This is a genomic window from uncultured Brachybacterium sp. (assembly GCF_947500705.1).
Classification (GTDB): Bacteria; Actinomycetota; Actinomycetes; order Actinomycetales; family Dermabacteraceae; genus Brachybacterium.
Map to the genome: position 1 here is coordinate 29,769 of NZ_CANMSY010000013.1, position 24,567 is coordinate 54,335.

At 70.6% G+C, this 24,567-nt stretch carries 21 protein-coding genes, 1 pseudogene and 1 riboswitch; of the genes and pseudogenes, 12 read left to right on the forward strand and 10 right to left on the reverse strand.

The window, feature by feature from the left end:
• Positions 1–329: 329 nt before the first annotated feature.
• Together Q0937_RS16680 and Q0937_RS16685 are read left to right on the forward strand one after the other, a co-directional pair.
• Complete coding sequence (locus tag Q0937_RS16680; protein WP_299305961.1) at positions 330–2,102, forward strand: HNH endonuclease; 1,773 nt, start codon at positions 330–332, stop codon at positions 2,100–2,102.
• A gap of 18 nt (positions 2,103–2,120) precedes the next feature.
• Positions 2,121–3,284 (forward strand): FAD-dependent monooxygenase, encoded by a 1,164-nt coding sequence (locus Q0937_RS16685; protein WP_299305963.1) that lies wholly within the window; start codon positions 2,121–2,123, stop codon positions 3,282–3,284.
• 118 nt (positions 3,285–3,402) lie between these two features.
• On the opposite strand, the gene Q0937_RS16690 is transcribed toward Q0937_RS16685, so the two are convergent.
• Positions 3,403–4,002 (reverse strand): trans-aconitate 2-methyltransferase, encoded by a 600-nt coding sequence (locus tag Q0937_RS16690; protein WP_299305965.1) that lies wholly within the window; start codon positions 4,000–4,002, stop codon positions 3,403–3,405.
• 163 nt (positions 4,003–4,165) lie between these two features.
• Between Q0937_RS16690 and Q0937_RS16695 the strand changes: the two genes are divergently transcribed.
• Positions 4,166–5,443: a glycosyltransferase gene (locus tag Q0937_RS16695; RefSeq protein WP_299305966.1), complete on the forward strand. Its 1,278-nt coding sequence runs from the start codon at positions 4,166–4,168 to the stop codon at positions 5,441–5,443.
• On the forward strand, positions 5,440–6,276 hold the full coding sequence (locus tag Q0937_RS16700; protein WP_299305968.1) for a PIG-L family deacetylase: 837 nt from the start codon (positions 5,440–5,442) through the stop codon (positions 6,274–6,276). Before Q0937_RS16695 ends, Q0937_RS16700 begins: the two co-directional genes overlap by 4 nt.
• Positions 6,277–6,448: 172 nt before the next feature.
• Here Q0937_RS16700 and Q0937_RS16705 read toward each other — a convergent pair whose 3' ends face one another.
• The gene (locus Q0937_RS16705; RefSeq protein WP_299305970.1) at positions 6,449–7,279 is read right to left on the reverse strand and encodes an endonuclease/exonuclease/phosphatase family protein; all 831 of its coding nucleotides are present in this window, start codon (positions 7,277–7,279) and stop codon (positions 6,449–6,451) included.
• Positions 7,279–8,322: an ADP-ribosylglycohydrolase family protein gene (locus tag Q0937_RS16710; protein ID WP_299305971.1), complete on the reverse strand. Its 1,044-nt coding sequence runs from the start codon at positions 8,320–8,322 to the stop codon at positions 7,279–7,281. The genes Q0937_RS16705 and Q0937_RS16710 overlap by 1 nt, the downstream gene beginning before the upstream one ends.
• 96 nt (positions 8,323–8,418) lie before the next feature.
• On the opposite strand from Q0937_RS16710, the gene Q0937_RS16715 reads away from it, so the two are divergent.
• The 6 genes from Q0937_RS16715 (at position 8,419) to Q0937_RS16740 (ending at position 15,373) form a co-directional block, all read left to right on the forward strand.
• On the forward strand, positions 8,419–9,213 hold the full coding sequence (locus Q0937_RS16715) for a hypothetical protein (RefSeq protein ID WP_299305973.1): 795 nt from the start codon (positions 8,419–8,421) through the stop codon (positions 9,211–9,213).
• 69 nt (positions 9,214–9,282) lie between these two features.
• On the forward strand, positions 9,283–11,307 hold the full coding sequence (locus Q0937_RS16720; RefSeq protein ID WP_299305975.1) for a M13 family metallopeptidase: 2,025 nt from the start codon (positions 9,283–9,285) through the stop codon (positions 11,305–11,307).
• Complete coding sequence (locus Q0937_RS16725) at positions 11,304–11,870, forward strand: hypothetical protein (RefSeq protein ID WP_299305976.1); 567 nt, start codon at positions 11,304–11,306, stop codon at positions 11,868–11,870. Before Q0937_RS16720 ends, Q0937_RS16725 begins: the two co-directional genes overlap by 4 nt.
• 67 nt (positions 11,871–11,937) lie before the next feature.
• A riboswitch (TPP riboswitch) is annotated at positions 11,938–12,043 on the forward strand.
• Between the two features lie 45 nt (positions 12,044–12,088).
• Positions 12,089–12,781: an ECF transporter S component gene (locus Q0937_RS16730; RefSeq protein WP_299305977.1), complete on the forward strand. Its 693-nt coding sequence runs from the start codon at positions 12,089–12,091 to the stop codon at positions 12,779–12,781.
• Complete coding sequence (locus Q0937_RS16735; protein ID WP_299305978.1) at positions 12,778–14,874, forward strand: ATP-binding cassette domain-containing protein; 2,097 nt, start codon at positions 12,778–12,780, stop codon at positions 14,872–14,874. Before Q0937_RS16730 ends, Q0937_RS16735 begins: the two co-directional genes overlap by 4 nt.
• A 91-nt stretch (positions 14,875–14,965) precedes the next feature.
• Complete coding sequence (locus tag Q0937_RS16740; protein WP_299305979.1) at positions 14,966–15,373, forward strand: ankyrin repeat domain-containing protein; 408 nt, start codon at positions 14,966–14,968, stop codon at positions 15,371–15,373.
• A 46-nt stretch (positions 15,374–15,419) separates the two neighbouring features.
• Here the strand turns inward: Q0937_RS16740 and Q0937_RS16745 are convergent, their stop codons facing one another.
• The 6 genes and pseudogenes from Q0937_RS16745 to Q0937_RS16765 form a co-directional block, all read right to left on the reverse strand.
• Positions 15,420–15,941, reverse strand: a complete 522-nt coding sequence (locus Q0937_RS16745) for a GNAT family N-acetyltransferase (protein ID WP_299305981.1) — start codon at positions 15,939–15,941, stop codon at positions 15,420–15,422.
• A gap of 10 nt (positions 15,942–15,951) precedes the next feature.
• Positions 15,952–17,010 carry an alpha/beta fold hydrolase gene (locus Q0937_RS16750; protein ID WP_299305983.1) on the reverse strand — a complete coding sequence of 353 codons (1,059 nt, stop codon included), beginning with the start codon at positions 17,008–17,010 and terminating at the stop codon, positions 15,952–15,954.
• On the reverse strand, positions 17,007–17,693 hold the full coding sequence (locus Q0937_RS18045) for a zinc finger domain-containing protein (protein WP_363323243.1): 687 nt from the start codon (positions 17,691–17,693) through the stop codon (positions 17,007–17,009). Before Q0937_RS18045 ends, Q0937_RS16750 begins: the two co-directional genes overlap by 4 nt.
• Before the next feature lie 197 nt (positions 17,694–17,890).
• A pseudogene (locus Q0937_RS18050) lies at positions 17,891–18,088 on the reverse strand (Fpg/Nei family DNA glycosylase); the annotation flags it as partial.
• Positions 18,088–18,570, reverse strand: coding sequence for a ribose-5-phosphate isomerase (locus Q0937_RS16760; RefSeq protein WP_299305985.1), 483 nt, complete (start codon positions 18,568–18,570; stop codon positions 18,088–18,090). The gene Q0937_RS16760 and the pseudogene Q0937_RS18050, both read right to left, overlap by 1 nt.
• Before the next feature lie 106 nt (positions 18,571–18,676).
• Positions 18,677–19,297, reverse strand: coding sequence for a disulfide bond formation protein DsbA (locus Q0937_RS16765; protein ID WP_299305988.1), 621 nt, complete (start codon positions 19,295–19,297; stop codon positions 18,677–18,679).
• Between the two features lie 179 nt (positions 19,298–19,476).
• On the opposite strand from Q0937_RS16765, the gene Q0937_RS16770 reads away from it, so the two are divergent.
• Both Q0937_RS16770 and Q0937_RS16775 read left to right on the forward strand, forming a co-directional pair.
• Positions 19,477–21,363, forward strand: a complete 1,887-nt coding sequence (locus Q0937_RS16770; RefSeq protein WP_299305990.1) for an ABC transporter ATP-binding protein — start codon at positions 19,477–19,479, stop codon at positions 21,361–21,363.
• A complete protein-coding gene (locus tag Q0937_RS16775; protein ID WP_299305992.1) occupies positions 21,360–23,192 on the forward strand; it encodes an ABC transporter ATP-binding protein in 1,833 nt (610 codons plus the stop codon). The genes Q0937_RS16770 and Q0937_RS16775 overlap by 4 nt, the downstream gene beginning before the upstream one ends.
• Here the strand turns inward: Q0937_RS16775 and Q0937_RS16780 are convergent.
• The gene (locus Q0937_RS16780) at positions 23,189–24,520 is read right to left on the reverse strand and encodes a hypothetical protein (RefSeq protein WP_299305994.1); all 1,332 of its coding nucleotides are present in this window, start codon (positions 24,518–24,520) and stop codon (positions 23,189–23,191) included. The two genes, Q0937_RS16775 and Q0937_RS16780, sit on opposite strands and share 4 nt — an antisense overlap.
• Between the last annotated feature and the right edge of the window lie 47 nt (positions 24,521–24,567).

Here is a 24,567-nt window from a genome sequence, read left to right on the forward strand (position 1 = left end):
CTCACCTTCGACGGCTTCTCCAAGCTCGGCACAAAGCGAGATCGCCGAAGATCGTGCGGAACACAGCGCTCGCCCCGTGGACATCTGTTCAGGCCGTGAGGCGCACGACAGCGGAATTTCACCGCCGGTCACATGCAGATCAGGTGCCCGACAGGCGCAGACTCACCCCTGGAGCCGTGCGCCGAAGGAGATCCGCGCAGCCGTGCGACCGATCCTCCACCGAGCCTACATATCCACATGTTCATACACATCTATCGCCCCACAGAAGAGTTGTCCACATATTCCGATCAGGGGTGGTTGACGCATTCGAACCTCCGTACGATCGAGGCATGACCGCAGAGACACCGCACAGCAGCGGGGACGGCCCCGGCGAGGACGAACCTCGCCGGGCCGCGGCCGAGCCGTCAGCGGATGTCCTCGCCACCGTGGCCACCCACCTCACCCAGATCGAGGCGAGCAGCGAAGCCCGCACCGTGCTCGCACAGATCCTCACTGCGACGTTGGTGGCGTTCTCCCACACCCGCTCGGTCCGCGACCCGTTGCCGGACACTGCACCGAACTCTCCCGAAGAGGCTCTCGCCGTCCTCGCCGGCATCGACCATTTACGCGCCTCGCTGGCTGCGATGGACGCTACCTGGCAGGTCGCAGCTGAACAGCGGATCCGGCGCAGCGATGCGGAACGCGGGGTGGCGACCGCTTCGCAGGGCAAGGGTGCGAGCCATGAGATCGCCCTGGCTCGTCGTATCACCCCTGCCGCGTCCTCCCTCTCCCTCGCTTCGGCTCGGCGGCTGACACAGCACATGCCGCGCTTGATCACCCGTCTCTGGGAAGGTTCGGTCACCGCGCAGCAGTCCTCCACGGTGGCCGGTGCTCTCTCCACAGCCTCTCCCGCCACGTGCGCACGCCTGGACGAGATCATCTCCGAGGCCCCTCAGCTGTTGTCCGGGAAAGGACACAAGCGGTTGCGCGAAGACGTCGACGAGATGATTCAGAGGCTCGAACCGGAAACCTCACGGCAGAGGGCGGAGCGCGCCGCGCGAGAGCGGCATGTGACGATGACCCCGCTGGCCGATGGGATGGCACGAATCTCTGCCGTGCTGCGCGGGATCGACGCCGTCGGGCTGATGCAGACTCTGAGCGCACAGGCCGAGTCGCTGCGCGCTGCCGGGGAGAAGACGTCCGTCCCTGCCCTCGAAGCCGACCTGCTGGTCGATGCCGTGCTGCATCCGTACCCTGCGGAGTCGGGGCCGTATCCGGAGGCACTTCCGGGCACTGCGGACGAGGGTTCCGCCTTCCGTCGCCCTCGCCCCACTCCCCGCATCGAAGTCGGCATCGTCATCACCGAGACCGCCCTGCTGGGCCGAGATGACGAGGCCGAGAGCGCACGGCTCGAGGGATACGGCGTCATCCCCGCCCACATCGTCTCCGACACTCTGCTCGGCAGGCCACCAGGTCACCTGCGCCATAACGAGACGGAACACCCCGATGAAGAGGTCAGCGCCTTCTACCGGCGCCTTTACGCCAACCCTCGCACGGGCGAGCTGATCGCGATGGAATCTCGATCGCGGGCGTTCCCCACTGGACTGGCGAGGATGATCCGATGGCGGGACACCACCTGTCGCACGCCCTGGTGCAACGCGAAGATCCGCCAGAGCGACCACGTCATCCCTCACCATCGCGGAGGGCGCACCAGCTATGCGAACGGCCAGGGGCTGTGCGTGCGCTGCAACCTGCTCAAGGAGCATGGGCTGTGGGTGATCGTGCCGTGGGAAGACACGGACATGAGCTCCGCCGAGGCCGGCCCGTCGTCCCCCGCGCCGGCCCTCCGTGCGGACAGACCACCGGAGGCCTGGTTCTGGTCGAGCCCGCACGGAGCCCAGGGCATCTCGTACACCCCCGCGATCTTCACGCCGCAACCCCACCCCGCAGAGGGACAGGGCCCGCCCGCGAACGCTCCAGACGCTCCCGACGCTCCCGACGCTCCCGACGCTCCCGACGCTCCCGACGCTCCCGAACGATGGAATACCCCACCGCAGCAGCCTTTTCCGGACGCCCAGGAACCTCCCGAAGACCTGCCACCGACGGATCTCGCTCCCGCCTAGAGCTGTCGGCTCTCTACGATGAGCCGGAATTCGTCTGCCGCCCTCGACTCCGGAGTCGTCTCCATGCCACCAGTACTCACCGTCCGCGTCCTCGGCGCCGGGGTCTCCGGGCTGGCATCTGCGATCCGGCTCGCTTCAGGTGGCCACCGCGTGGAGCTCAACGATGAGAGCTTCGCAGTCCCCACCGTCGGTACGGCGCTGATCCTGTTCAGCTCGGCACAGCGGTCGCTCGAACGACTCGGGATAGTGGAGGAGGTACGGGCGGCGGCCGTGGCCCCCGAAGCCGGCACGCTGCGAACGGCCGAAGGGCGCATTCTGCTCTCGATGCCTGCCGACGACGCTCTACTCATCTCGCGCTCCGAGCTGGTGCGGATCCTGTGGGGATCGCTCCCACCGACCGTGCACCTCGAGCGTCGCCGCATCGAGGACGTGCGTCCCCTGCGCGAGGGAGCGAACCTCCTGGTCGGCGCAGATGGTGTTCATTCCCTGGTGCGACGCTCCGGGTGGCCCGGCGCGCAAGGGGCACGGTCCCATGGGTTGACCGTCCTGCGCGGCATCACGGACCTCGCCCCACCGGAGATCTCCGAGACATGGGGGCACGGGTGGCTGTTCGGCATCACGCCGTTGCCCGGCCGTCGCACCAACTGGTTCGCCTGCGTTTCGGAACATCGCACCAGCTCTCGCACCGAGGACCTCGCCCACCTGCGCGAGGTGGTGGGCGGTCATCGCGAAGAGATCGATGAGGTCCTGGCCGCAGCAACCGCGCAGAGCACCCTCGTCCACGGGATCCATACCGCGCCAGCACTCAGCCCGGTGCGGGAGAACGTGGTGCTGCTGGGAGATGCCGCGCATGCCATGGCCCCGAACTTCGGGCACGGGGCGAATACAGCGCTGGCGGATGCCGATGCCTTGGGAACGTCCATCCGCGACGTGCTCGATGGTCGCGCCGCGGCACGGGCCACCTCGCCGATGCTGGTGCGTCGTGGGCTGCATCTCTACCCGCTTCGCCGGGCCCTGCCCGGCCAGGGGTGGCGCGTGGCATCGGAGCTGATGATGAGGCTCGCGATGATGGAGGAGCACGCTGATCTGCGTGATCGAGTGCTCGAGGGGGTGGAGACGGTCCGGGCCGGAATCTCACCTGCGGGAGGCACGAAGGCTACGGCGCAGCGCTCGCGGTCCTAGCGCTCGCGATCCTAGCCCAGCGGTCGCGGTCTCGACGTGCCGCCCGCAGCCGGGAGATGCTGCTCGCGGCTCATCGCGCGTCCAGCTCGCAACCTCCTCTGGCTGCATGCCGGCTGGCTCAGTGCAGCTTGCGGGCGAGGGTCGTGATGACGTGCCAGTGCTTCTTGTCGGCCAGGAATCGTCCGTCTTCGTCGCGGATCGACCGGTCGATGACCTGGAAGCCGCGGAACATCTCGTCGATCTGCTCGAGCGGCAGAGTCGCCACATCCGGGCGCTCCGCCCATGAGTCGTTGGTGCCGAAGAAGTCGACCGCCATCACGCCTCCGCGAGGAAGAGCATCGACCAGCTTCCGCCAGACTCCGGGCAGTACGGCCGGGCCCAGCAGGCCCAACGTGTATGTCGAGTAGACGATCTGCGCCGAGGGGAAGGTGGGAACGGTCGCGAGATCGCCGTGGTGGAACTGCACCGACCCGGTCATCCGCTCGTTCTCCACGAGCCGCGCGGCAAGGGTGTCATCACTGTCGTAGGCATGGACGGTCCAGCCCTGTCGTGCGAATTGCAGCGAGTCCGCCCCCGCACCGGCACCGAGATCGAGCACGGTCCCCGGTCTCCGGGAACCACCCGCCGCGGTGATCGCCTTCGACACCAGTCGGCGGGCAGGACGGCCCGCCGCGTGGGCGTTCAACGCAGCCCAGTCAACCTTCTCCGCCGTATCCATGCGTTTCAGACTCGCACCTTGTTCATGCCCGTTTCAACTTCCCGTGACGCAAGCCGCCCCAAGTTTCGTCGAGGGCGAACACCAGGAGCTCCCTCCCTTCCCCCGCCCCGCTGCTGCACACTCGAACACCGAAGAAACGTTCTGCGCGCCTAGGATGGCGGGCATGTCGGCCACCTCTCTGCGCATCGCTGCGGTCTCCCTCCACACCTCACCGCTTGAGGCGCCCGGAGGCGCCGACGCCGGTGGCATGAACGTGGTGGTCCTCGAGCAGTCTCTGGCCCTGGCCCAGCGGGGTCATCAGGTCGATCTGTTCACGCGACGCACCGACCCCACGGCCCCGTCCGTGGTGGAGATCGCCGAGGGGGTGCGCCTCTTCCACCTCGACGCCGGCCCCGCCTCCCCGCTCGCCAAGAGCGATATGGACCAGACGATCACCCCCTTCCGCGCAGCCCTGCGCGAAGCCCTCACCACCAGCGGTGCACCAGGCCGGCCAGCGAACAGCGACGCGAACGACGCGCCTGTTGCCACCGGCTGGGACCTCATCCATTCCCATCACTGGTTCAGCGGTGTCGCCGCGCTGCCCCTCGCCCGCGAGCTGGGCATCCCCCACCTGCAGTCCTTCCACTCCGTGGCCGCCCCCGAAGGCTCCAGCACCCTGGATGCCGGCGAGCCGGCCGAGTCCACCGGGAGGATCCCCGGCGAGCAGTTCGTCGCCACCGGCTCCGACCTCGTGGTCGCCGTCTCCGAGGCGGAGGCACGCACCATCGGTGAGCGCTACGGCGTGCCGGGCTCGCGGCTGACCGTCGTGCGCCCCGGGGTGGACGTCGACCGGTTCCATCCCTGCTCGGATCTCACCGCGCGGCGAGAACGCCCCACGCTGCTGTTCACCGCACGCCTGCAGCCGCTCAAGGGTCCGGATCTCGCCCTCGAGATCCTCGCGCACCTGAATCCTGAACTCGGAGCCCGCCTGGTGCTCGCCGGGGGCGCCTCTCAGGACTTCGCGGACTATGCCGAACAGCTGCGCGCGCTCGCCCGGGACCTCGGCATCGAGGACCGGGTCGACTTCGTGGGGTCGCTGGACCGGGACCAGCTCGCCGAGACGATGCGCTGCGCAGGCGCTCTGCTGCTGACCAGCTGGTCAGAGACCTTCGGTCTCGTCGCCCTCGAAGCACAGGCCAGCGGCACCCCGGTGATCGCCTGGCGCTTCGCCGGCGGGGTCCAAGAAGCCGTCGACCCCTCGGGGCTCGTGCTGGACAGCCGCGACCCCGATGTCTGGGCCGAGGCGCTGCAGTCCCTGCTGCGGGACGCCGACGGGTACCGAGATGCCGTCAGCTCCGCCCGCGAGTTCGCCACCACCCGCACCTGGGAGGCCACCGCACTGACCCTCGAGTCGCAGTACGCCCGACTGTTCGAAGTCCGCGCCACCGAGGAGCCGTCATGAATGCTGCCGGCGACCCCGCAGCTGCACCCACCGTCGATCCCTGGGAGCTGCTGGACACGGCTCGGCTGGTCCTCGCGGTCCATGCCCACCCCGATGATGAGTCCCTCTCGACCGGTGCGCTGCTCGCCTCGCTGGTCGCAACCGGCACCCGGGTCGTGCTGGTGACGGCCACCCGAGGGGAGGAAGGAGAAGTCGTTACGGGAGCTGTCCCCGCCGATGATCCCCGCCCGCTCGAGGAGATCCGGGAGCACGAGATCGAGGCGGCGACCCGCGCGCTCGGAATCTCCGAGCGACACTGGCTCGGCACCGCGCCCGCCCTGGCCCCGGGGGTGAGCCCGCGACGCTACCGGGACTCCGGGATGCAGTGGGTGCGCGAGGGCCTAGCCGGCCCCTCCGAGACCGCGGGTGCCGACAACTTCTCCCATCGTCCGATCGACGATGCTGTCGAGGACCTCGCCGCCCTCGTCACCCAGCTCCAGCCCGATGCGGTCATCGGCTACGACGACGCCGGCACCTACGGGCACCCGGACCATGTTCGAGCCCACCACGTCACGGCCGGAGCCTGCGCCCGCACCGGCACGCCCATGCTGGAGATCGCGAGCGAGGTCCCTGCGGATCCAGGCCTCGGGTACGGAGCCGACTCCACCTCCGACGCCCACGGATTCTTCTGGCGCGAGCAGCCGGCCTCCGCGGAGGCTGTGCGCCGGGCCATCGATGCCTACCGCACCCAGCTCACCGTCGTGGGCGACGCCCCCGGTGGCATCGCCATCCGGCACGTGGGCGGCCAGGAGGATGTGGTCGTGCTGCGAACGGGGCTGCGGCGCAGCCACTGACGTTCACGACCCGCCGCTCAGGACCCGCCGCCCAGGACCCATTGCTCAGGACCTGCCGCCCAGAGCCGGCCGCTGAGAGCCGATCGCTGGGGGCCGATCGCTGGGGGCCGATGCCTGAGGCTCCTTATCAGAGCAAGCCTTGTCAGCGCGAGCCTTGTCAGAGTGAGTCTTGTCAGAGCGAGACGCTCAGCAGGGTCGGCAGATGATCGGAGGCTCCCGACAGTCGCTCTGCGCTCACCCGCACAGTGGCGCGTACGGCGCGTGCCTCCTGCGCGCTCACCCCAGCGGTGGTCAGGATCGCGTCGATCCGCCGCGTCGGAGAGGCTGCAGGGAAGGTGTGCTCGGTCTGGTCCGCGGGATCGATCAGCAGCGGCGCGAGGAAGCTCCGTGCTGTGCCGGTGGCCGTCTCGTTCAGGTCCCCGCCCACGATGACGGGGGCTCCCGCGCTGCGCACCAGTGCCGCGAGATGCTCGGCGTGTCGCATTCGGTTGTCCTCCTGCAGCGCGAGGTGAGTCGAGACGAGCACCACCGCCCCTCCGCCGGGCACGGAGAGCCGCACCGCGGCGACCCCGCGCGGGTACGTGGAGTTCAGGTCCGACACCGTCTGCGCCACCGGATGCGCACCGCGCCGGATCACCTGCGCCGCGACCTCGTCGGTCGCGAGGATCGCGAGCCCGCGCCCACCTGCGCCACCGAGCAGGATCCGGCGATCGATCTGTCGGGCGAACCATCGCAGCCGCGCCGTCGGCAGCACGAAGCGTGGCGCCTCCTGGAGCAGGAGCACATCAGGCTGCAGATCCTGGACCGCCTCGATCAGGGCCGAGAGGTCACCTCGCAGCTCCCACAGGTTCCAGGCGAGGATCCGCAGGTTCCAGGGCGCCGACTGATGGATCGACTCGAGAGACGATTGAAGGGCAGGCCGACGGTCCGACGGCAGCGCGGGCTGGTCGGTCGAGAGGAGTGCGGACGGGTGAGCCGACGGAAGAGCTGCAGGCGTCGACATCACGCGTCTGCCCCGGCGTCGTGGACCATCGGGGCGATCACCCGTTCGACCAGGCCCTTGAGCTCATCCATCTCGTACCCGGGCCAGCCGAACAGCGTGCGTCGCCACTCCGGCGGCACCGCCTTGTAGCCCAGAGCAGCGCCGATCAGGGAGCCGGTGATGCAGGCGACCGTGTCGGTGTCATAGCCGGAGCGGGCAGCGGCTTCGAGAGCGGCGACGAGGGTATCGCGCTGCGCGAACTTCTCTTCAGGGATCGGAGAGACCCCCGAGATCGCTGCCCAGGCGGCCTGGAAGGCACCGACCACCCAGCCGTTGCGACGGAACATCGCGGGCGTGGACTCCTCGGCCTCGTCGATCCGCTCGATCCACTGCTGGCGGCTCTCCTCGGGAAGCTCGGGCAGCCCCACGCGCACATCGACCTCGCCGGTGAGGATCGCGTGCCGCACGGCCAGGCCCCACAGGACGCAGGCCTCGATCGTGTCCGGATGCACGTGTGTCAAGCAGCACACTGCCTCGATGGCATCCACCGCATCCTCGACGGGCGAGAGCAGGTAGGGAAGGACAGCGGCGTGCGTGCGCATCAGCGAGCCGTTCCCGGCAGAAGCCGGCATCTCCTCGTACACCGAGGCGGCGGCTGCACGGAAATCTTTGGCCCGGGGGGCGTAGTGGCCGTCCACCCGCGCGAGATCGGCTGCGGTGCGGACGACCTGGGAGGTGAGAGTGCCGATGTCCGGGGTGCCGAGCGACCACGAGTACCACTCGCGGGCGATGTGGTCCTGAGCGGTGTCGATGCGCAGGTCATGTCGGTCTGAAGCCGCCACGGACGCCTCGAGCACCACGATCGCCATCGCGGTGTCGTCAGTCCACTCCCCCGGCTGCCAGCCCAGCACGCCGCCGCCGATCATGCCGATCTCCTCGGAGTCGAGCACCGGCGGCTGGAACTCGTACGGTGCGCCCAGCGCATCGCCCGTCGCGGCCCCCACGACAGCGCCGATGGCACGCTGTCGCTGAGCGGCAGACAGACCCGCCTCGCTGGTGTTCATCGCATCCGTCGCCACGCCCCCATCGTTCCACACCTGCGCTGGATGACCTCACCTGCGTCCATCCCGCTACGCTGGTGGGGACCCAGAAGGAGCTCCATGACCGACTCGCCCGCAGCGCCCGCGCCGCACTGTGACGACCCCCACGACCACACCGGCCACGACCACCCGCCCACGGGTGCTGATCTGGTCCGCGATCTCGTCAAGGGTCTGTCGATCCAAGCGCTGCTGATCCCCGCGCTCGGCGTCGTCCTGCTGCTCGCGATCCTTCCCTTCGCGCCGGTGACCCCGGCACCGCTGCTGCTCGGCTTCGCCCTCGGCGCTCTCCAGCTGGTCTCGCTGGTGGCCACCAGCCTGTTCGTGGCACGCACCCGCAAGCATCTGGCCATCAACCCCGGCCTGCTCGCCGTGCGCAGCGTCGTCGACGAGCTGCTGCGCCTCGCCACGGTGCTGGTGGCCCTGCTGCTGTGGCCCGCCGCCATCAGCACCGAGCTGGGAATCTGGATCGGTGCCGGGTGCGCGCTGGTGTGGCTGATCCTCGCGACCGTGCAGACCGTCACCACCAGGCAGCGGATCGCCCGTCCCGGCGACTGGTCCGAGGCCGCGATCTCCACCCTGCTGGCGCAGCGGGTCGGCGCTCGTTCCACCGTGGTCATGCGACTGCTCGATGTGCTCGGCACCGTGATGTTCCAGGTCGGCGCAACGGTGCTGGTGATCCTCTCGCCGGTGCTGGTGATCGGCACCGTGGTGCTCTCGATCGGCACCGGTCTGTCCACCCTGGTGCTCCAGCGTCGCGCCCCCGCCGAACGGTCACGCACGTCGTGGGCCTATGTGCCGTTCACCCTCGGTCTCCTGGCCCTGGTGCTCGCCGCGCTCGGGCTGAGCTCCTTCTGAGCTCCTGTTCCTCGCTGAACACTGCATGACACGCCCCACCCGTACCCTCACCACTCGCAGGAGCCGATGATGACCACTGCCCTCACCTCCGCCGCCCGCCCCTCGGGCCTCTCCCTGGATCAGGTCGATCAGTCCGTCCGCCTCCAGGACGACCTCTTCGGCCACGTCAACGGGACGTGGCTGCGGGAGCACGAGATGCCCGCGGACCGCTCGAGCGACGGCGCCTTCCACGCCCTCCGGGACCTCTCCGAGGAGCGGGTGCGGGAGATCATCGAGGAGGCGGCCGCGGATGCGGCCGACGCGCCGAGCGGCGAGGTCCCCGCCACCGACCATGGCCGCGTGGGCGCCCTGTACCGGATGTTCATGGACACCGAGGCGATCGAGCAGGCCGGCGTGCGGGTGCTCGACGACCTGCTCGCCACGATCACCTCCGCCACCGACCTCGAGTCCATCGTCACCGTCATGGCCGCCCCGGACTCGGGCGCCTCAGCGCTGCTCTCCTACGTCTGGACCGACGACCGGGACTCCACGAACTACCAGGTCAAGATCCATCAGGGTGGGCTGGGTCTGCCGGATGAGTCCTACTACCGCGAGGACAGCTACGCCGAGATCCGCGAGGCGTACGAGGGCCACCTCGCCCGCCTCAGCGAGCTCACCGGGCTGCCCGGCCGGGACGGGTTGATCGCCGGCGGCGCCGAGGACCTCGCTCGCGCCGTGATGGATTTCGAGACTCGTCTCGCCGCCTGCCATGTGGATGTGGTCCGGCTGCGAGATCGGGAGAAGTCCTATAACCCGATGGACTCCGCCTCGCGCCACGAGCTCGCCCCCTCCTTCCCCTGGGACGCTTTCCTCGAGGGCACCGGTGCGCCCGCGCGGGCCTTCGAGGTGGTCTCCGTGAGCCAGCCCGAGTTCGTCTCCGCCGCAGCCGAGCTGCTGGCGGGAGAGGATCTCGCGGTGTTGCGCACCTGGCTCGCGATCCACGCCGTCTCCTCCTACGCGCCCTACGGACCGGCCGCGCTGGTGGAGGAGAACTTCGCCTTCTCCGGGAAGGTGCTCTCCGGTGCCGAGGAGCTGCGTGAGCGCTGGAAGCGCGGCGTCGCCTTCGTCGAAGGTGCCGCCGGGTTCGCCGTCGGCCGCGAATACGTCGCCCGCCACTTCCCCACCTCCCACAAGGAGCGGATGACCGAACTGGTCGACGCCCTGATGGACGCCTATCGCGACTCCATCGAGCAGCTGCCGTGGATGACTCCGGCGACCCGTGAGAAGGCGCTCGCCAAGCTCGAGAAGTTCACGCCGAAGATCGGCTACCCCGAGGTGTGGCGTGACTACGACGGCTTCGAGATCGTCCCCGGCGACCTGGTGGCCACCGCCCGCGCCTCGCGCCGCTTCGAAGCGGCCATCGAGTACGCCAAGGTGGGCGGCCCGATCGACGAGACCGAGTGGCACATGACCCCGCAGACGGTCAACGCCTACTACAACCCCGGCCGCAACGAGATCGTCTTCCCCGCCGCGATCCTGCAGCCGCCGTTCTTCGATGCAGAGGCGGACGACGCCGTGAATTTCGGCGGGATCGGCGCGGTGATCGGCCACGAGGTGGGTCACGGCTTCGATGACCAGGGCTCCAAGTACGACGGCGACGGCAACCTGCTCTCCTGGTGGACCCCCGAGGACCGCGAGGCCTTCGACGCCCGTGCCGCGCAGCTCATCACCCAGTACTCCGAGCTCTCGCCCCGGGACCTCGATGATGCGCATCGCGTCAACGGTGCGCTGACCATCGGTGAGAACATCGGCGACCTGGGCGGCCTCTCGATCGCGGTGAAGGCCTACCTCGCCAGCCACGACGCCGCGGACGTCGAGGCCGAGCTCGACGGCTTCACCGGGCTGCAGCGCGTGTTCTGGTCCTGGGCCACGGTGTGGCGCGGGAAGAACCGCGACCAGGAGGCGATCCGTCGCCTGGCCGTGGACCCCCACGCGCCGATGGAGTTCCGCTGCAACACGGTGGTGGGGCATCTCGAGGAGTTCCACACCGCCTTCGGCGTGGTCGAGGGGGATGCGATGTACCGCGCTCCCGAGGAGCGGGTGACGATCTGGTGAGGCCCGAGCCGCCGTTCTACCTGGGACGCACCCGGCCCTCCCGGATCGGCTGGACCCGGATCGGGATCACGCTGGTGTTCGGCGTGATCCTCGCAGTGCTGATGGCCCAGCGATCCAGCTTGCCGGGAGTCCTCCTGGTGGTCGCGCTGTTCCTCGCCCTGGCGGTGTGGACCTGGATGGGGCAGTGGACGCGCTTCATCGTCGACGAGCACGGACTCACCGTGAGCCTCGGCGGCTTCCTGCCGCGCAAGCCATGGCCGCTCGAGGAGTTCCGCACCGTGCAGCTGCGCGACCTGCCCGCCCAGCGCGCCGGGGTCACCCTCGGCGGCTATGGGTGGCGGCGCGGCACCGTGATCACACCCCAGGCCGAGGAGCTCACCCCGGTCGGGAGGCGGAAGATCTTCACCCTGGACGAGACCCGTGCCCCGTATCGGGTGATGGTCACCCGGCCCGGCCTGATGGTCGAGATCGTCGGCCGCGGCACCACCCACTTCATCATCTCCCCGGTGGATCCGCAGGCGACGGCCGAGGCCGTCGACCAGGCGATCCGCGCCCGCCGCTGAGGGCCCCCGCCGGTCGCGCCGCCGGGGCAGCCCAGGAGCGCCGGCCGGGGTAGAGTGGCTCCTTGTCATCCACTGACAGGGGAGCACCGAGCGGTGCTGAGAGTGCGCACCGAGCGCAGACCCTCGAACCTGATCCGGCTCACACCGGCGTAGGGAGTCGGGATATCCGTGCAGCGCCCTCGGCGCTGGACGCCCCTTCCGTTGAGGAAGGAGAAGTGATGATTCGTTTCCGCACCGTGGATCTTCTGGTCACGGTTCTGATCGGCGCCGCCTTCGGCGTCGCGTTCCTGGGGTACGGGCAGCTGTACACCCTGATCGGCCCGCTCACCGCAGCCTTCAAACCGGCCGAGGGACTGCTGGCCGGGATCTGGTTCCTGCCCGCCGTCCTGGCCGCCCTGATCGTGCGCAAGCCCGGCGCAGCGCTGCTGGCCGAGATGATCGCGGCTGTGCTGTCGATGCTGCTGGGCAGCCAGTGGGGCTGGGGCACTGCGATCTCCGGCCTGATGCAGGGCGGGGGCGTGGAGCTCGCGTTCCTGGCCTTCCGCTATCGCCGCTTCACGCTGCCGGTCGCGGTGCTGGGCGGGATGCTCTCGGCACTGCTGGAATGGGGGTGGGAGAAGTTCGCGTACTACCAGGAGATGAGCTGGACCTACTCCCTCGTGATGCTCGGCTTCTTCCTGCTCTCCGGGGCGCTGCTGTGCGGCGTGCTGGGATGGGCGGCCAGCCGCGCCCTGGCCGCGACCGGTGCTCTGGACGCGATGCCGGCGGGCAGGGAACGCGCCCAGCGGGCACGGGCCGCAGCAGCCGCTGGGCGACCAGCCGGATCAGCGGGATCGGCGGGACCAGCGGGACCAGCAGGACCGGCTGGCGCACCCGCTGAGGGCATGTCTCGGGACGACGCCCGGGCGTGACGAACCTGTCCCTGCGGGGGCTCACCTGGCATCCGTACTCCCGGACCGAGCCCACCGTTCTCGACCTCGACCTGGAGATCCCTGCCGGGCAGCGCGTGCTGCTGGCCGGGGCCAGCGGCAGCGGGAAGTCCACCGTGCTGCGGGCCCTGGCCGGACTGCTGGACGAGGAGGCCGGGGAACTGACCGGCAGCACCCCTGGCCCCGCCCGCCCCGGCGAGCGGGGCCTGCTGCTGCAGAATCCCGTGGATGCCCTGGTCGCTGCGACCGTCGGCCGCGAAGCCGCTTTCGGTCCGGAGAACGCCGCGCTGCCGCGCGAGGAGATCCAGGCACGCACCACGGCCGCACTCGATGCGGCCATGGTGGATCTCCCCTCCGGCCGCGCGCCGCTGGACGCCTCCGGCGGGCAGCAGCAGCGCCTCGCACTGGCGGGATCGCTCGCACTGGATCCCTCTGTGCTGCTGCTGGATGAGCCGACGTCGATGCTCGATGGGGACACCGCCGCCGCGGTGCGCGCCTCGATCCTGGCGACCGCGGCGGGCCGCACCCTGGTGGTCGCCGAGCACCGCCTCGCGCCGTGGCTGGACCATGTGGATCGCCTGATCGTGCTCGGCGAGCAGGCACGGATCATGGCCGACGGGCCACCCCACGAGATCGCGGCCGGTCTGGACCACTCCCCCACCGTTCCCGTCCGACCAGCGCTGCTCACGCAGAGAGACGGTGAGGTGATCGCGGCTCTGCGTGGCGTCGCCGCGGAGCGGGGCGGACGGCCTGTGCTCGAGGATCTGGACCTCGAGCTGCGCGGCGGGGAGCTGAGCGTGGTCACCGGCCCCAGCGGCAGCGGCAAGACCACCCTGCTGCGCACGCTGCTCGGGCTGACCGCTCCCTCCGCAGGGAGCGTCGAGCGGCCCTCGCCGGAGCAGGTCGCCTTCGTGCCCCAGAACCCGGCGCACTCCTTCGTCGCAGCGAGCGTGCGCGAGGAGGTGCTCGCCTCCCCCTGGGCACGCGATGAGCAGCTCGCCGATCAGCTGCTGGAGCGAGCAGGCCTGAGCGAACTCGGGCAGGCCAACCCCCACACCCTCTCCGGCGGGGAGCAGCGACGCCTCGCGATCATCGCCGCCCTGGCCCAGGATCCTCGTCTGCTGGTGCTCGATGAGCCCACCGTCGGGCTAGACGCCGCGCGCCATCTGGCGGTGCTCGAGCTGCTGGATGCCGCACGGGCCGAGGGCTGCGCCGTCGTCGCCGCCACCCATGACCCGGCACTGATCGCGCGGAGCGATGTCGAGCACCGCCTGAGCGGGCGGGAGGCAGCGGACGGCGAGGCAGATGACAGCGATGAGGCAGGCAGCACAAGACCCGACCGCACCATCGGCCCAGTCCCCCGCGCTCGCACGATCCCGGCCGATGCACTGAACCCCCTGGTGCTGAGCCTGATCGGGATCCTCGCCGCGATCGGCTCCTTCGCGGTGCAGAGCTGGCAGGGCGGGCTGCTGGCGCTGCTTCCGATCGTGCTGCTGGGACCGCTGGCGGTGCGGTCCTTCCGCGGCGGGCTGCTGCGGCTCACCCCGATCCTGCTCTCGGCCGCAGGCCTGGCCTGGACCACCGCGCTGCTCGGCGATGCGCCTTCCCTCTCCGGGGAGGCCTGGCTGCTGGGCGCCAAGGAGGCCGCACGCATCACCGTGTTCGTCGCGCCCGGAGTGCTGGCGCTCGGGAGCGTGGATCCCACCGCACTGGGGGATGCGCTCGGCGGTCGGCTGCGGATGCCCGCCCGCATGATCGCCGCCTCGGTCGCAGGGCTGGTCCGGGCCGGTCATCTGGGACGGCAGTGGGAGATCATCACCCACGCCCGGGTGCTGCGTGGGCTCGGCAGCCGCACCTCCCCGCGCATGCTGGCCAACGCCACCCTGGCCCTGCTGGTCGACGCCCTGCGCGGCGCCCAGGAGCAGGCGCTCGCCATGGACTCGCGCGGATTCGCGACCGCGACCACCCGCACCTGGGCGCTGCCCAGCCGGCTGCGGCGTGCGGACCTGCTGGGCGTCGTGATCGCGCTCGGGCTCGCGGTGTGGCCGCTGCTCGCGGAAGTGCTGGTGGGGTGAGCCCTGCCGACCCGCTCAGCCACCCCTCTCCGCAGCCAAGAGCGCATGGTGGCGCGCGGTGCCCTGCAGAGGTCCGCAGTATTCTCAAGCCATGACGGACCACGAACCCATCACCGACGAGGCCGCGATCGCGCTGGCCAACTCATTGCTGGATGCCGCCCGCAACGGCGACAGCACTCCCCTGCTGGCCCTGATCGATCAGGGCGCACCGGTGGATCTGCGCGACAGCTCCGGGAACAGCCCGCTGATGCTCGCCGCGTACCACGGGCACGCCGATCTGGTGCGTGAGCTGGCCGCCCGCGGGGCCGATGTGAATCTCGGCAACGATCGCGGTCAGTCCCCGCTCGCAGGCGTCGCCTTCAAGGGCTTCACCGACGTCGCCCAGGTGCTCCTGGAGGCAGGCGCCGATCCGGATCTGGGCACCCCCAGCGCCCTGGAGACCGCGAAGTACTTCGAGCGCGCGGAGATCGTGGCGCTGATCGAGTCTCGCGGGAAGTAGCCCGGCGCACCCGCCCGGCTGTCGCGTCGGGCCTCTCCGCCGCGATTCAGCCTCGATTCGGCCTCAGCACCATCGCCACGTGCTCGATCCCGGCCTCCATGAACAGCCCGCCCACTGTCTCGAAGCCCATCGCGGCGTACCACTGCTCGAGGTAGGCCTGGGCGTCGATGTGCACCTCGGCGTCCGGTGCGATCTCGCGGGCATGCTCGAGCGCGGCGCGCATCAGCTGCCGTCCGTACCCGCCACGACGGTGCGCGGCGTGCACGGCCACTCGGCCGATCCTCACGACGCCCTCCGGTTCGCGCAGCACGCGCAGGTGTGCCACCGGCGTACCCGGCAGGCCCAGCGCCGCCGACTCCGTGTCAGGCAGCTCGAGCCACATGAGTGTCGTGGTGGGGTCGAGGTCGCGGCCGTCCAGATCGACGTCGGTGGCCCGCTGCTCGAGGGAGAAGACGTCCTGGCGGAGCTTCGCGAGGAGGTACAGCGTGCGGGGGTCCATGTCGGCGAGGGCGGCGTGGCGCAGCACGGAGCCGGAGTGCGCGCAAGGGGTGGAGTCGGGAACAGGCATGGCGAGAAGGTTACTGCCGGCGCGCGAGCTGTGCGTCGACCATCCGGGTGACGGCGGCGCGCCAGTGCTCGACCATCAGCGGTCCGCCGTGGCCTTCTTCCTCGACGATGATCAGCTCGCTGCCGGGCCAGGCCCGGTGCAGCTCCCAGGCGGTCAGGGCAGGGCCGGAGACATCGCGGCGGCCATGGATCAGCACCCCGGGGATGCCCGCCAGCCGTGCCATCCCGCCGAGGAGCCCACTTCCGGACGCGCCATCCCACTGCTCACCACCCGACTGCACGGCCCGGTCGGCGACGAACCCGTCGTGGGCCCAGTAGTGGGCGACCAGACGGGCGAAGCCGCGCTCGTACTCGGTCACCGGCTCGTCCCCGGCTCCGGCATGCGCGGCGGAGGGTCCTCCCCCACCGATCCCGATGTGTGCATCCTCCCAGGTCATCCAGGCACGGGCGGCGGCATCGACCAGGGTTGGGTCCGCTCCGATGAGCATCTGTCGGTAGGCCTCGATGAGTCGCAGGCGCTCCGGACCGTGGTCGCGTCGGTCGAATCCGGTGTGCTTCTCGGCGAGCGCGGCGACGGCGTCCCAGGCCTCAGGGTAGAGCGCGCCGACCCCTTCGGTGATCCAGTCGATCTCGCGCCGGGAGGTGGTGGTGACGGCGAAGAGCACCACGCCGAGCACCCGCTCGGGATGCTGCTGGGCATAGGCGAGGGCGAGGGTGCTCCCCCAGGAGACACCCTGCACGATCCAGGCGTCGATCCCGAGGTGCTCCCGCAGCGCCTCGAGGTCTGCCACCAGGTGGGCGGTGGTGTGGCCCGTCAGATCCACCGGTCCGGGAGCCCCCGGCAAGGGGGTGGAGCGGCCCGCGCCGCGCTGGCACAGGCCGATGATCCGGGCACGGTCCGCCGGGGAATTGCGCCGGTATCCGGGGGTGAGCCGACCGCCCGGGCCGCCGTGCAGGTAGAGGGTGGGCACGCCCTCGGCGGTGCCGGACTCCTCCCAGAAGATCTCGTGTCCGTCGCCGACGGGGAGCAGGCCCTCGGCCGTCGTGGCGGGTGGCGGCGGGATGCTCACGCCGCCTCCTGCGCGGCCGCTCCGCGGGTGAGCGCCCACGGCGCCGCCGGGTGCTCGCGGGTCCAGTTCGCGCGGCGGCTGCGGACGCTCTGGCAGCGCGGGCACCAGAACACGGTGCGGGCGGCGAGATCCGTCGAGCGCACCGTGGTGCCGCACAGCCGGCAGGGCAGGGTCTGGCGGTGGTAGACGTAGAAGGACCGCTCGCGGGAGACCGCGTCCGGATCCTCATCCCCGTTCTGCCGGGTGCCGCGCGAGCGCTCGACGATGCGGGCCTCGAGGTCGCGGTGCTCGGGCTGGGTGGTGACGATCCTGCCCGTGCGGGCCCCGTAGGTCATCAGCGCGACCAGGTCCTCCCACATCTCCTCGAGCGTCCCGGTGCTCAGATCCCTCCCGGGCACGAACGGGTCCAGGCGGGCCCGGAACAGCAGCTCGGCACGGTAGATGTTCCCGATCCCGGCCACGATCTTCTGATTCATCAGCAGCGCACCGATGGTGGTGCGGGAGCGGCGCACCGCATCGATGAAGCGCGCGGGGTCTGCGTCGGCCCGCAGCGGATCCGGACCCAGGCGGTCCAGGACCGCTTGCCGCTCCAGTGCATCCATGATCTCGCAGGCGGTGGGCCCGGTGAGGTCCGCGAGCCCCTGCGGCCCGGCGACCCGCAGCCGGACGGTCGGCCGCGGCACCAGGCGGCGCCAGTCCGCCCTGCCTCTCCGTCCAGCGCCTCGCTCCCTAGCGACTCTCCGTCCAGCTCCACTTCCTGCTCCCCGATCCGCAGCCGCGGTGCGCCGATCGCGTGGGCATCGACGAAGCCGGGCTCGCCGGCGAAGGTCCACGAACCGTACAGGCCCAGGTGGATGTGGACGTGCCGGACCGCCGGGGAATCGTGCTCGACGTCCTCCTCCGGGGCGAAGGACAGGAAGAGATGCTTGCCGACCGCTTCCGCGCCCAGCAGCACCATCCCGTCCAGCTGCGAGGCATCGGAGAACCTGCCCTGCGGGCTCGAGGTGCGCACCCTCTGCCCGCCGAAGGCCTGCGCGAAGGCGGCGGCCAGCCGATGGACGGTGTGACCCTCGGGCATTACTCGGTGGCGGGCGCTGCGGACTGCGAGTACCCGCCGGTGCGCTCGTAGAGGCCCACCAGGTCGATCCGGCGCTGATGACGCTCCTCGCCCGGGAACGGCTCGGCGAGGAAGATGTCGATCAGCGACTCGAGCTCCTCCTCGGTGTGCTGACGCGCGCCGACGGAGATGACGTTCGCATTGTTGTGCTGGCGGGCCAGACGTGCGGTGTCCTCGTTCCACACCAGCGCAGCGCGCACACCCTCCACCTTGTTCGCGGCGATCTGCTCACCGTTGCCGGAGCCGCCGATCACGATGCCGAGCGACTCCGGATCCGCGACCACGGCCTCGCCGACGTCGGTGCAGAAGGGCGGGTAGTCGTCGAGGGCGTCGTACTCGTGGGCACCGTGGTCGGTGACCTCGTGGCCCTTCTGCTCGAGCACCGCCGCCAGGCGGTTCTTGAGCTCGAAGCCGGCGTGGTCGGTGCCGATGTGCACGCGCATGTCAGGGGTCTCTCTTTCGGGGCGTACGGGGAGGGTCGCGGAGCGGCCGGCCTGCGACGGGACGACGGCGGAGCCGTCACCATCCCTCAGGCCGGCCGTCGTCGGGTCAGCTGAAGTCGATGCCGCCGCTGCGGGCGCGCTTGAGCTCGTAGAAGCCATTGATGGAGGCCAGGGTCGAGAGCGCGTCCAACAGCTTCCCGGCGTCCTCGCCCTTCGGTGCCGGGGAGACGACCGGCCCGAAGTATGCGGTGCCCTCGCCGAAGGAGATCACCGGTGTGCCCACGTCGTTGCCCACCTGCGAGATCCCTCGCTCATGGGAGGAGCGCAGCGCGGTGTCGGTCTCGTCGCCGGCGACTGGGTCGTAGGCGCCGATCAGAGTGTCGGGAAGTCCTGCATCGGCGAGCGCGGCGATCGCCGTGGCCCGTCGGTCGTTGTTCTGACCGCCGACGTGGTAGCGCTCGCCCCAGGCGGTGTACCAGCGGGCGAACGCCTCATTGCCCTCGGACCGGTCGATCGCGATCGCGAGGCGGGCCGGTCCCCAGGAGTCGTCGAGCATCGCGCGGTAGCCCGAGTCCAGCTCAGCACCCTCATTGAGGACGGACAGGGACATCACCGAATACTTCGGCGTGATCTCGCGGACCTCCGCAGCGTGCAGCAGCCAGCGGCTGGTCATCCAGGCGAAAGGGCAGACGGGGTCGACGAACAGCTCGACGGGGCGCGCAGTCACAGGGTCTCCTCGATACGGGGGTGATGTCGCCATTCTGTCATTCGCGGGCTCCGCGCGGGCAGGCGACGTCGTGGTGACCGCAGTGGCGTCCGGGAAGAAGCCCCGGGAGGTGACCGGGACGACACCCCTCGACGCCAAAAAACATTGCACTGCGCTGGGCGGACAGGTTTGATCGGGGAGTGCTCGATTCCCGTCCCCCCGCCGCTGCCGCGGCTCCCGCTCTGCCCCGTGCCTCCGCTCCCGGGGTGATGCGCTCGATCGTTCGCAACCACCGCCGGATGCTGGCGGTGGTGCTACCGCTGGCGACGCTCTCCGAGGGCATCGAGCTGCTGATGCCGATCGTGCTGGGCCTGGTCATCGACCACGGCATCCTGGCCGGAGACCTGCGGCTGACGGTGCTCGGCGCGGTGGGGCTGATCGTCATGCGGATCCTCGGAGTGCTGCTGTGGGTCTGGACCTTCCTACAGTCGCAGAAGGCCTGCATGTTCGAGCGCCATCGCCTGCGGGTGGGATTGACCGGAGCCGTGCTCGACCCTCGTTCGCTGGCGGTGCAGCGGCCCGCCGGAGAGGTGCTCTCGATCGCCACGTCGGACGCCGACAAAGCCTCTGATCTGCTGGACATGCTGCCGTGGGTGGTTCCCTCCACGATCGCGGTGCTCGCCGCCTCGGTCTATCTCGCGGTGTCGGATCTCTGGCTGGGCCTCGCGATGCTGTGCGGGATCGTCGTGATGGTGGTGGTGATCCGGGTGATCACCCCGACCCTGTCTGCCCGCTACGACGATCAGCAGTCCGAGGCGGCGGAGGCCGCCGCGACCGCCACGGACCTGGTCCACGGGCTGCGAGTGCTGCAGGGGCTGGGCGTGCAGAGCCGAGCCCGCGCCACCTACCGCCGACGCTCCCAGATCGCTCTGCAGGCGGCACTGGTCAATGCCCGCTACTCAGGGATCTCCTCCGGACTGACCACCCTGGTCACCGGCACCATGCTCGCCGCCGTGGTGGTGCTCGCCGCGCTGCGCACCCTCGACGGCGCCCTCTCCCTCGGCGTGCTGATCGCGGTGGTGGGCGTGGCCCGCTACGTGATGGGAATGCTCCAGGGGCTCTCCGGGGCACCGGTGTGGTGGGCGAGCATGTCCACCTCGGCGCGACGGGTGCGCGATCTGTACACGGACCTGGGTCGCTCGGTCGATGACCCGGAGCTGGGCCTGGAGGTGCTCACCGTCCAGCGCGACGACCGCGGCGACGCCGCCGGCGCAGGTGCAGGTGCAGGTGCCGCTTCCGGCTCGGCTGCCGGCCGGCTCGACGCTGTGACCGGCCGGCTCAGCGCCGTGACCGGCCGGCTCGGCGCCGTGACCGGCCGGCTCGGCGCTGTGACCGGCCGGCTCGGCGCCGCGGGGGGCCTGCAGCTGCCGCAGCTCGCGGTGGCCGACGGCGAAGTCGTGGCCTTGGCCTGCGCGGACGTTCGTGATGCGGACGCCGCCATCGACGCGGTCAGCGGCCACGTCGATGCGGGAGCCCGGGTGGGGACCACCCCGATCACCCCCGCCGATCGACTCAGGCTGCGTTCGGTGCTGCTGGTCGAACCGCACGTGGTGGACCTCTTCGACGGCACCCTGCGCGAGCAGCTGGCCACCCGTGCACCCCTCGGCACCACGGACGCCGGCAACAGCTCGTGGGCGGACGATGCCCTCCACGCCGCTGGAGCCGAGGACCTGCTGCGGATCCTGCCCGAGGGCTATGACACCCGCATCCTGGATCGCGGTTCGAACCTCTCCGGTGGCCAGCGCCAGCGTATCGCCCTGGCCCGGGCGGTGGCGGCAGATGCTCCGGTCCTGGTGCTCCACGATCCCACCACCGCGGTCGACGCGGTCACCGAGCAGAACATCGCCGAGGCGCTGGTCGCCGCTCGCCGCCGCACGGACCGGGCCACCCTGCTGGTCACTCGCGCCCCGGCACTCCTGCGGGAGGCGGACAGGGTCGTGTTCATGCAGGACGGAGCGGTCGCCGCTGAGGGCGCGCACACAGACCTGATGGGGATCGAGGCCTACGCGGAGGTGGTGCGGCGATGAGCGACATCGACTGGAAGCGCCCGCTGGATGAGGTGCTGGGGGACGACGCCACCGCACGCCGGCAGCTCGCCGAACATGCTCAGCTGCTGCCGATCGCCGACGCCCGCACCTCCGTGCGGTTCATCGCGGCCCGGCTGCGGGAGCATTGGGGCTCGGCGCTGGCCACCCTGCTGATCACCGTCGGCGGTGCAGTCGCCGCGGCGATGCTGCCGCGGCTGATCGGCGCGGCCGTGGATGTGGTGGTCCATGGCGGCCCGAAGGACCAGGTGTGGCTGCTGGGCGGCCAGATCCTGGGCGTCGGCATCCTCCAGGCGGTGCTCATGGCGCTCGGCTGGGCGATGGTCTCGGCGCTCGGCCAGCGGATCCTGGCCGGGATGCGCGAGGACGTCATCGATCGGGCGCTGGACCTGCCCGCGCAGACCATGGAGCGCACCGGCATCGGGGACGCCCTCTCGCGGGTGGCCGATGACGTCGATGTCGCCGCGCGCGCGGTCAACAACCTGGTGCCGAACCTTATCCAGCTCGGCTTCCTGGTCCTCATCACGCTGGTGGGGATGGCGACCCTGTCTCCCTGGCTGCTGCTGATGGTCGTCATCATCGTGCCGATGTATGTGCTCGCCGCGACCTGGTACCTGCGCCGCACCGCCCCGATCTATCGGCGGGAGCGGATCGCGATGGGGGCCCGCGCCCAGGGTCTGCTCTCGGCGATCCACGGGATCCCCACCGTCCATGCCTACGGCATCGAACGGCGCGAGACCCGCCACGTGGCGGTGCTCTCGGAGACCGCCTCGGTCCTGAACATGCGCGTGATGTACCTGGTGGGCCGCCTGGTGATGGGCCTGAACGTGCCGGAGAACCTGGCGCTGGCGATGGTGCTCCTGTTGGGCTTCGTGATGGTGCAGGTCGGTGGGGCACCGGTGGGTCTGGTCACCGCCGCCGCGATCTACCTGGTCACCCTGTTCTGGCCGATGATGTCGGTGATCTTCAATCTCGATGAGGTGCAGTCGGCGCTCGCGAGCCTGTCCCGGATGGTCGGGGTGATCACCTCGATCGATCCCGCCGCCTCCCCCGGCACCGAACGCCCCGCCGACGCCTCGATCCGGCTCGAGCAGGTCTCCCACGCCTACACCTCCGACCAGGAGGGCGTCGAACGGATCATCCTGCAGCCGCTCGACCTGGACATCGCCTCCGGGGAGACGATCTCGCTGGTGGGCGCCTCCGGTGCCGGCAAGTCCACCCTGGCCGCGATCCTCGCCGGCACCCTCGAGCCGCGCCACGGCCGGGTGCTCCACGGCGGCGCGGACCTCGTGCGCGCCGACCTCGAGGCGATGAGGTCGCACGCCTCGATCGTCAACCAGGACGTCCACGTGTTCCGCGGGACCCTGCGGGAGGACCTGAAGCTCGCGGCCGCTGAGGCCACCGATCAGGAACTGCGGGAGGCGCTGGGCCGGGTCGATGCACTCACCTGGGTGGACCGGCTCCCCCAGGGTCTGGACACCCAGGTGGGCGAGAAGGGCGCCCGGCTCACCGCCGAGCAGTCACAGCAGCTCGCCCTGGCCCGGATCGCCCTGCGTGATCCCGCGGTGCTGATCCTCGACGAGGCCACGGCCGACGAGGGCTCCTCGGGAGCACGGGTGCTCGAGCGGGCCGCGCTCGAGGTGGCTCGGGGCCGCACCACGGTCATCGTGGCGCACCGGCTCTCGCAGGCGCGGATCGCCGATCGCATCCTGGTGATGGCCGACGGCGCCGTCGTCGAGCAGGGCACCCATGACGAGCTGGTCGCCCGCGGCGGGGACTACGCGCGGCTCTGGGAGGCGTGGAGCAGCTAGGGCCTCCGCAGGCGCAGCACCAGCACGCCCGCGATACCCGCCAGCAGGCCCAGCACCGTCAGCACCCCGGCACCGGCGAACATGGCCAGTCGGCCCCACGAGGCCTCGATGCCGAGTGAGGCCAGGGGGCCGCGCTCGAGGGTGGTCTCCCCGAGCTCGAGCACTGATCCCTCGGGCGCGTTCTCGGCCACCTCCCCCTCCACCTCGAGCGTGAGCACGACGGTGACGGGCTCCTCCCCGGCCGGTTCCGCATCGGCGGGGCGCTGCAGTCGCTGCAGCAGGACGGTCTGCATTCCCGGGAGCCAGGCCGAGGCGACGGACGACAGCTCGGAGCTGCGGTTCCCGCGATCGACCGGGGTGGTCATACCCCCGCCTGCCACCCGGTCATCAGGAGTCATCCGCCAGCTGCCGCCGCCCGCCGTCACCTGCTCACGGGCGGCGTTGGTGACGCGCAGGGCGAGCTCACCGGCGCCCTCGGGCTGGGACGTCACCTCGACGCGCCAGCGCAGGCGCTGTCCCTCCTGCACCGGGATCCGCACCAGGCCCACCTCCCCCGGCACCAGCTCCAGAACGTAGGAACCGGGCGCGACCTCCGGCGCCGTCGCGAAGGAGCGTCCGGCAGTGAATGGTTCATCCTGTGCGGGCGGCACCGGGGCGGCACCGTCATCCTCGATCTCCTCGGTGACCGCGGGTGAACCGCCGCCCACTCCGGCGGGCTCGATCGCGACCTGGATCTCGACCGGCAGGGGGCTGTCGTTCGCCCGCGATCCCGTGCGGGTGACCCGCAGGAAGAGTTCCTCACCCGGGCAGCCGTCGAAGCTCATCACACCGGAGACGACGCTCGAGGTGATCGGGCCGTCGCCCGTCTGCCACTGACCGACGTCATCGATCCCGCTGTCCTCGCACACATCACCGCCCGCGGTGAGGAAGGTGACTGCCAGCCCCAGCTCATCAGTGCCTCCGGGCACCCCATCGACGTACGGCGGAGCGGCGATGGTCGCCGCGGCGTGCACCCGCTGCCCATTGCCCACCGCGATGCGGTAGTACTTCGAGGTGCCGGCATCGTCCCGGTCGCTCTGGGCCCCGAGGGCGAAGGTGTCCAGGTGGATCCCGGGCAGCAGCAGCGGCGCCTGGGCCTGGGAGCCCGCGCCGACGACCGCCGGTCCGACAGCCTGGTAGGCATGGCCCGACGCTGCTGCCGGATCCTGCGTCGGCTCAGCCTGCGCGGCAGGGAGCCCTCCCCACAGCACGAGAGCTGCCACGAGCATCAGCACGGCGGCAGGGACGGAGGCATCCTGTCTGCCGGGGCCGCGCGCTGTACGGCTCATGCGTTCTCCTGAGGTCGGTGGACGGGGCGGAACTCTTCAGACGACAG

Bases quoted from the DNA above. Each gene is read 5' to 3' on its own strand.
- Q0937_RS16695 (WP_299305966.1), top strand. From the start codon at position 4,166: ATGTCGGCCACCTCTCTGCGCATCGCTGCGGTCTCCCTCCACACCTCA.
- Q0937_RS16690 (WP_299305965.1), bottom strand. From the start codon at position 4,002: ATGGATACGGCGGAGAAGGTTGACTGGGCTGCGTTGAACGCCCACGCG.
- Q0937_RS16705 (WP_299305970.1), bottom strand. From the start codon at position 7,279: ATGTCGACGCCTGCAGCTCTTCCGTCGGCTCACCCGTCCGCACTCCTC.
- Q0937_RS16740 (WP_299305979.1), top strand. From the start codon at position 14,966: ATGACGGACCACGAACCCATCACCGACGAGGCCGCGATCGCGCTGGCC.
- Q0937_RS16715 (WP_299305973.1), top strand. From the start codon at position 8,419: ATGACCGACTCGCCCGCAGCGCCCGCGCCGCACTGTGACGACCCCCAC.
- Q0937_RS16680 (WP_299305961.1), top strand. From the start codon at position 330: ATGACCGCAGAGACACCGCACAGCAGCGGGGACGGCCCCGGCGAGGAC.
- Q0937_RS16745 (WP_299305981.1), bottom strand. From the start codon at position 15,941: ATGCCTGTTCCCGACTCCACCCCTTGCGCGCACTCCGGCTCCGTGCTG.
- Q0937_RS16710 (WP_299305971.1), bottom strand. From the start codon at position 8,322: ATGAACACCAGCGAGGCGGGTCTGTCTGCCGCTCAGCGACAGCGTGCC.
- Q0937_RS16775 (WP_299305992.1), top strand. From the start codon at position 21,360: ATGAGCGACATCGACTGGAAGCGCCCGCTGGATGAGGTGCTGGGGGAC.
- Q0937_RS16700 (WP_299305968.1), top strand. From the start codon at position 5,440: ATGAATGCTGCCGGCGACCCCGCAGCTGCACCCACCGTCGATCCCTGG.
- Q0937_RS16730 (WP_299305977.1), top strand. From the start codon at position 12,089: ATGATTCGTTTCCGCACCGTGGATCTTCTGGTCACGGTTCTGATCGGC.
- Q0937_RS16780 (WP_299305994.1), bottom strand. From the start codon at position 24,520: ATGAGCCGTACAGCGCGCGGCCCCGGCAGACAGGATGCCTCCGTCCCT.
- Q0937_RS16720 (WP_299305975.1), top strand. From the start codon at position 9,283: ATGACCACTGCCCTCACCTCCGCCGCCCGCCCCTCGGGCCTCTCCCTG.
- Q0937_RS16760 (WP_299305985.1), bottom strand. From the start codon at position 18,570: ATGCGCGTGCACATCGGCACCGACCACGCCGGCTTCGAGCTCAAGAAC.
- Q0937_RS16685 (WP_299305963.1), top strand. From the start codon at position 2,121: ATGAGCCGGAATTCGTCTGCCGCCCTCGACTCCGGAGTCGTCTCCATG.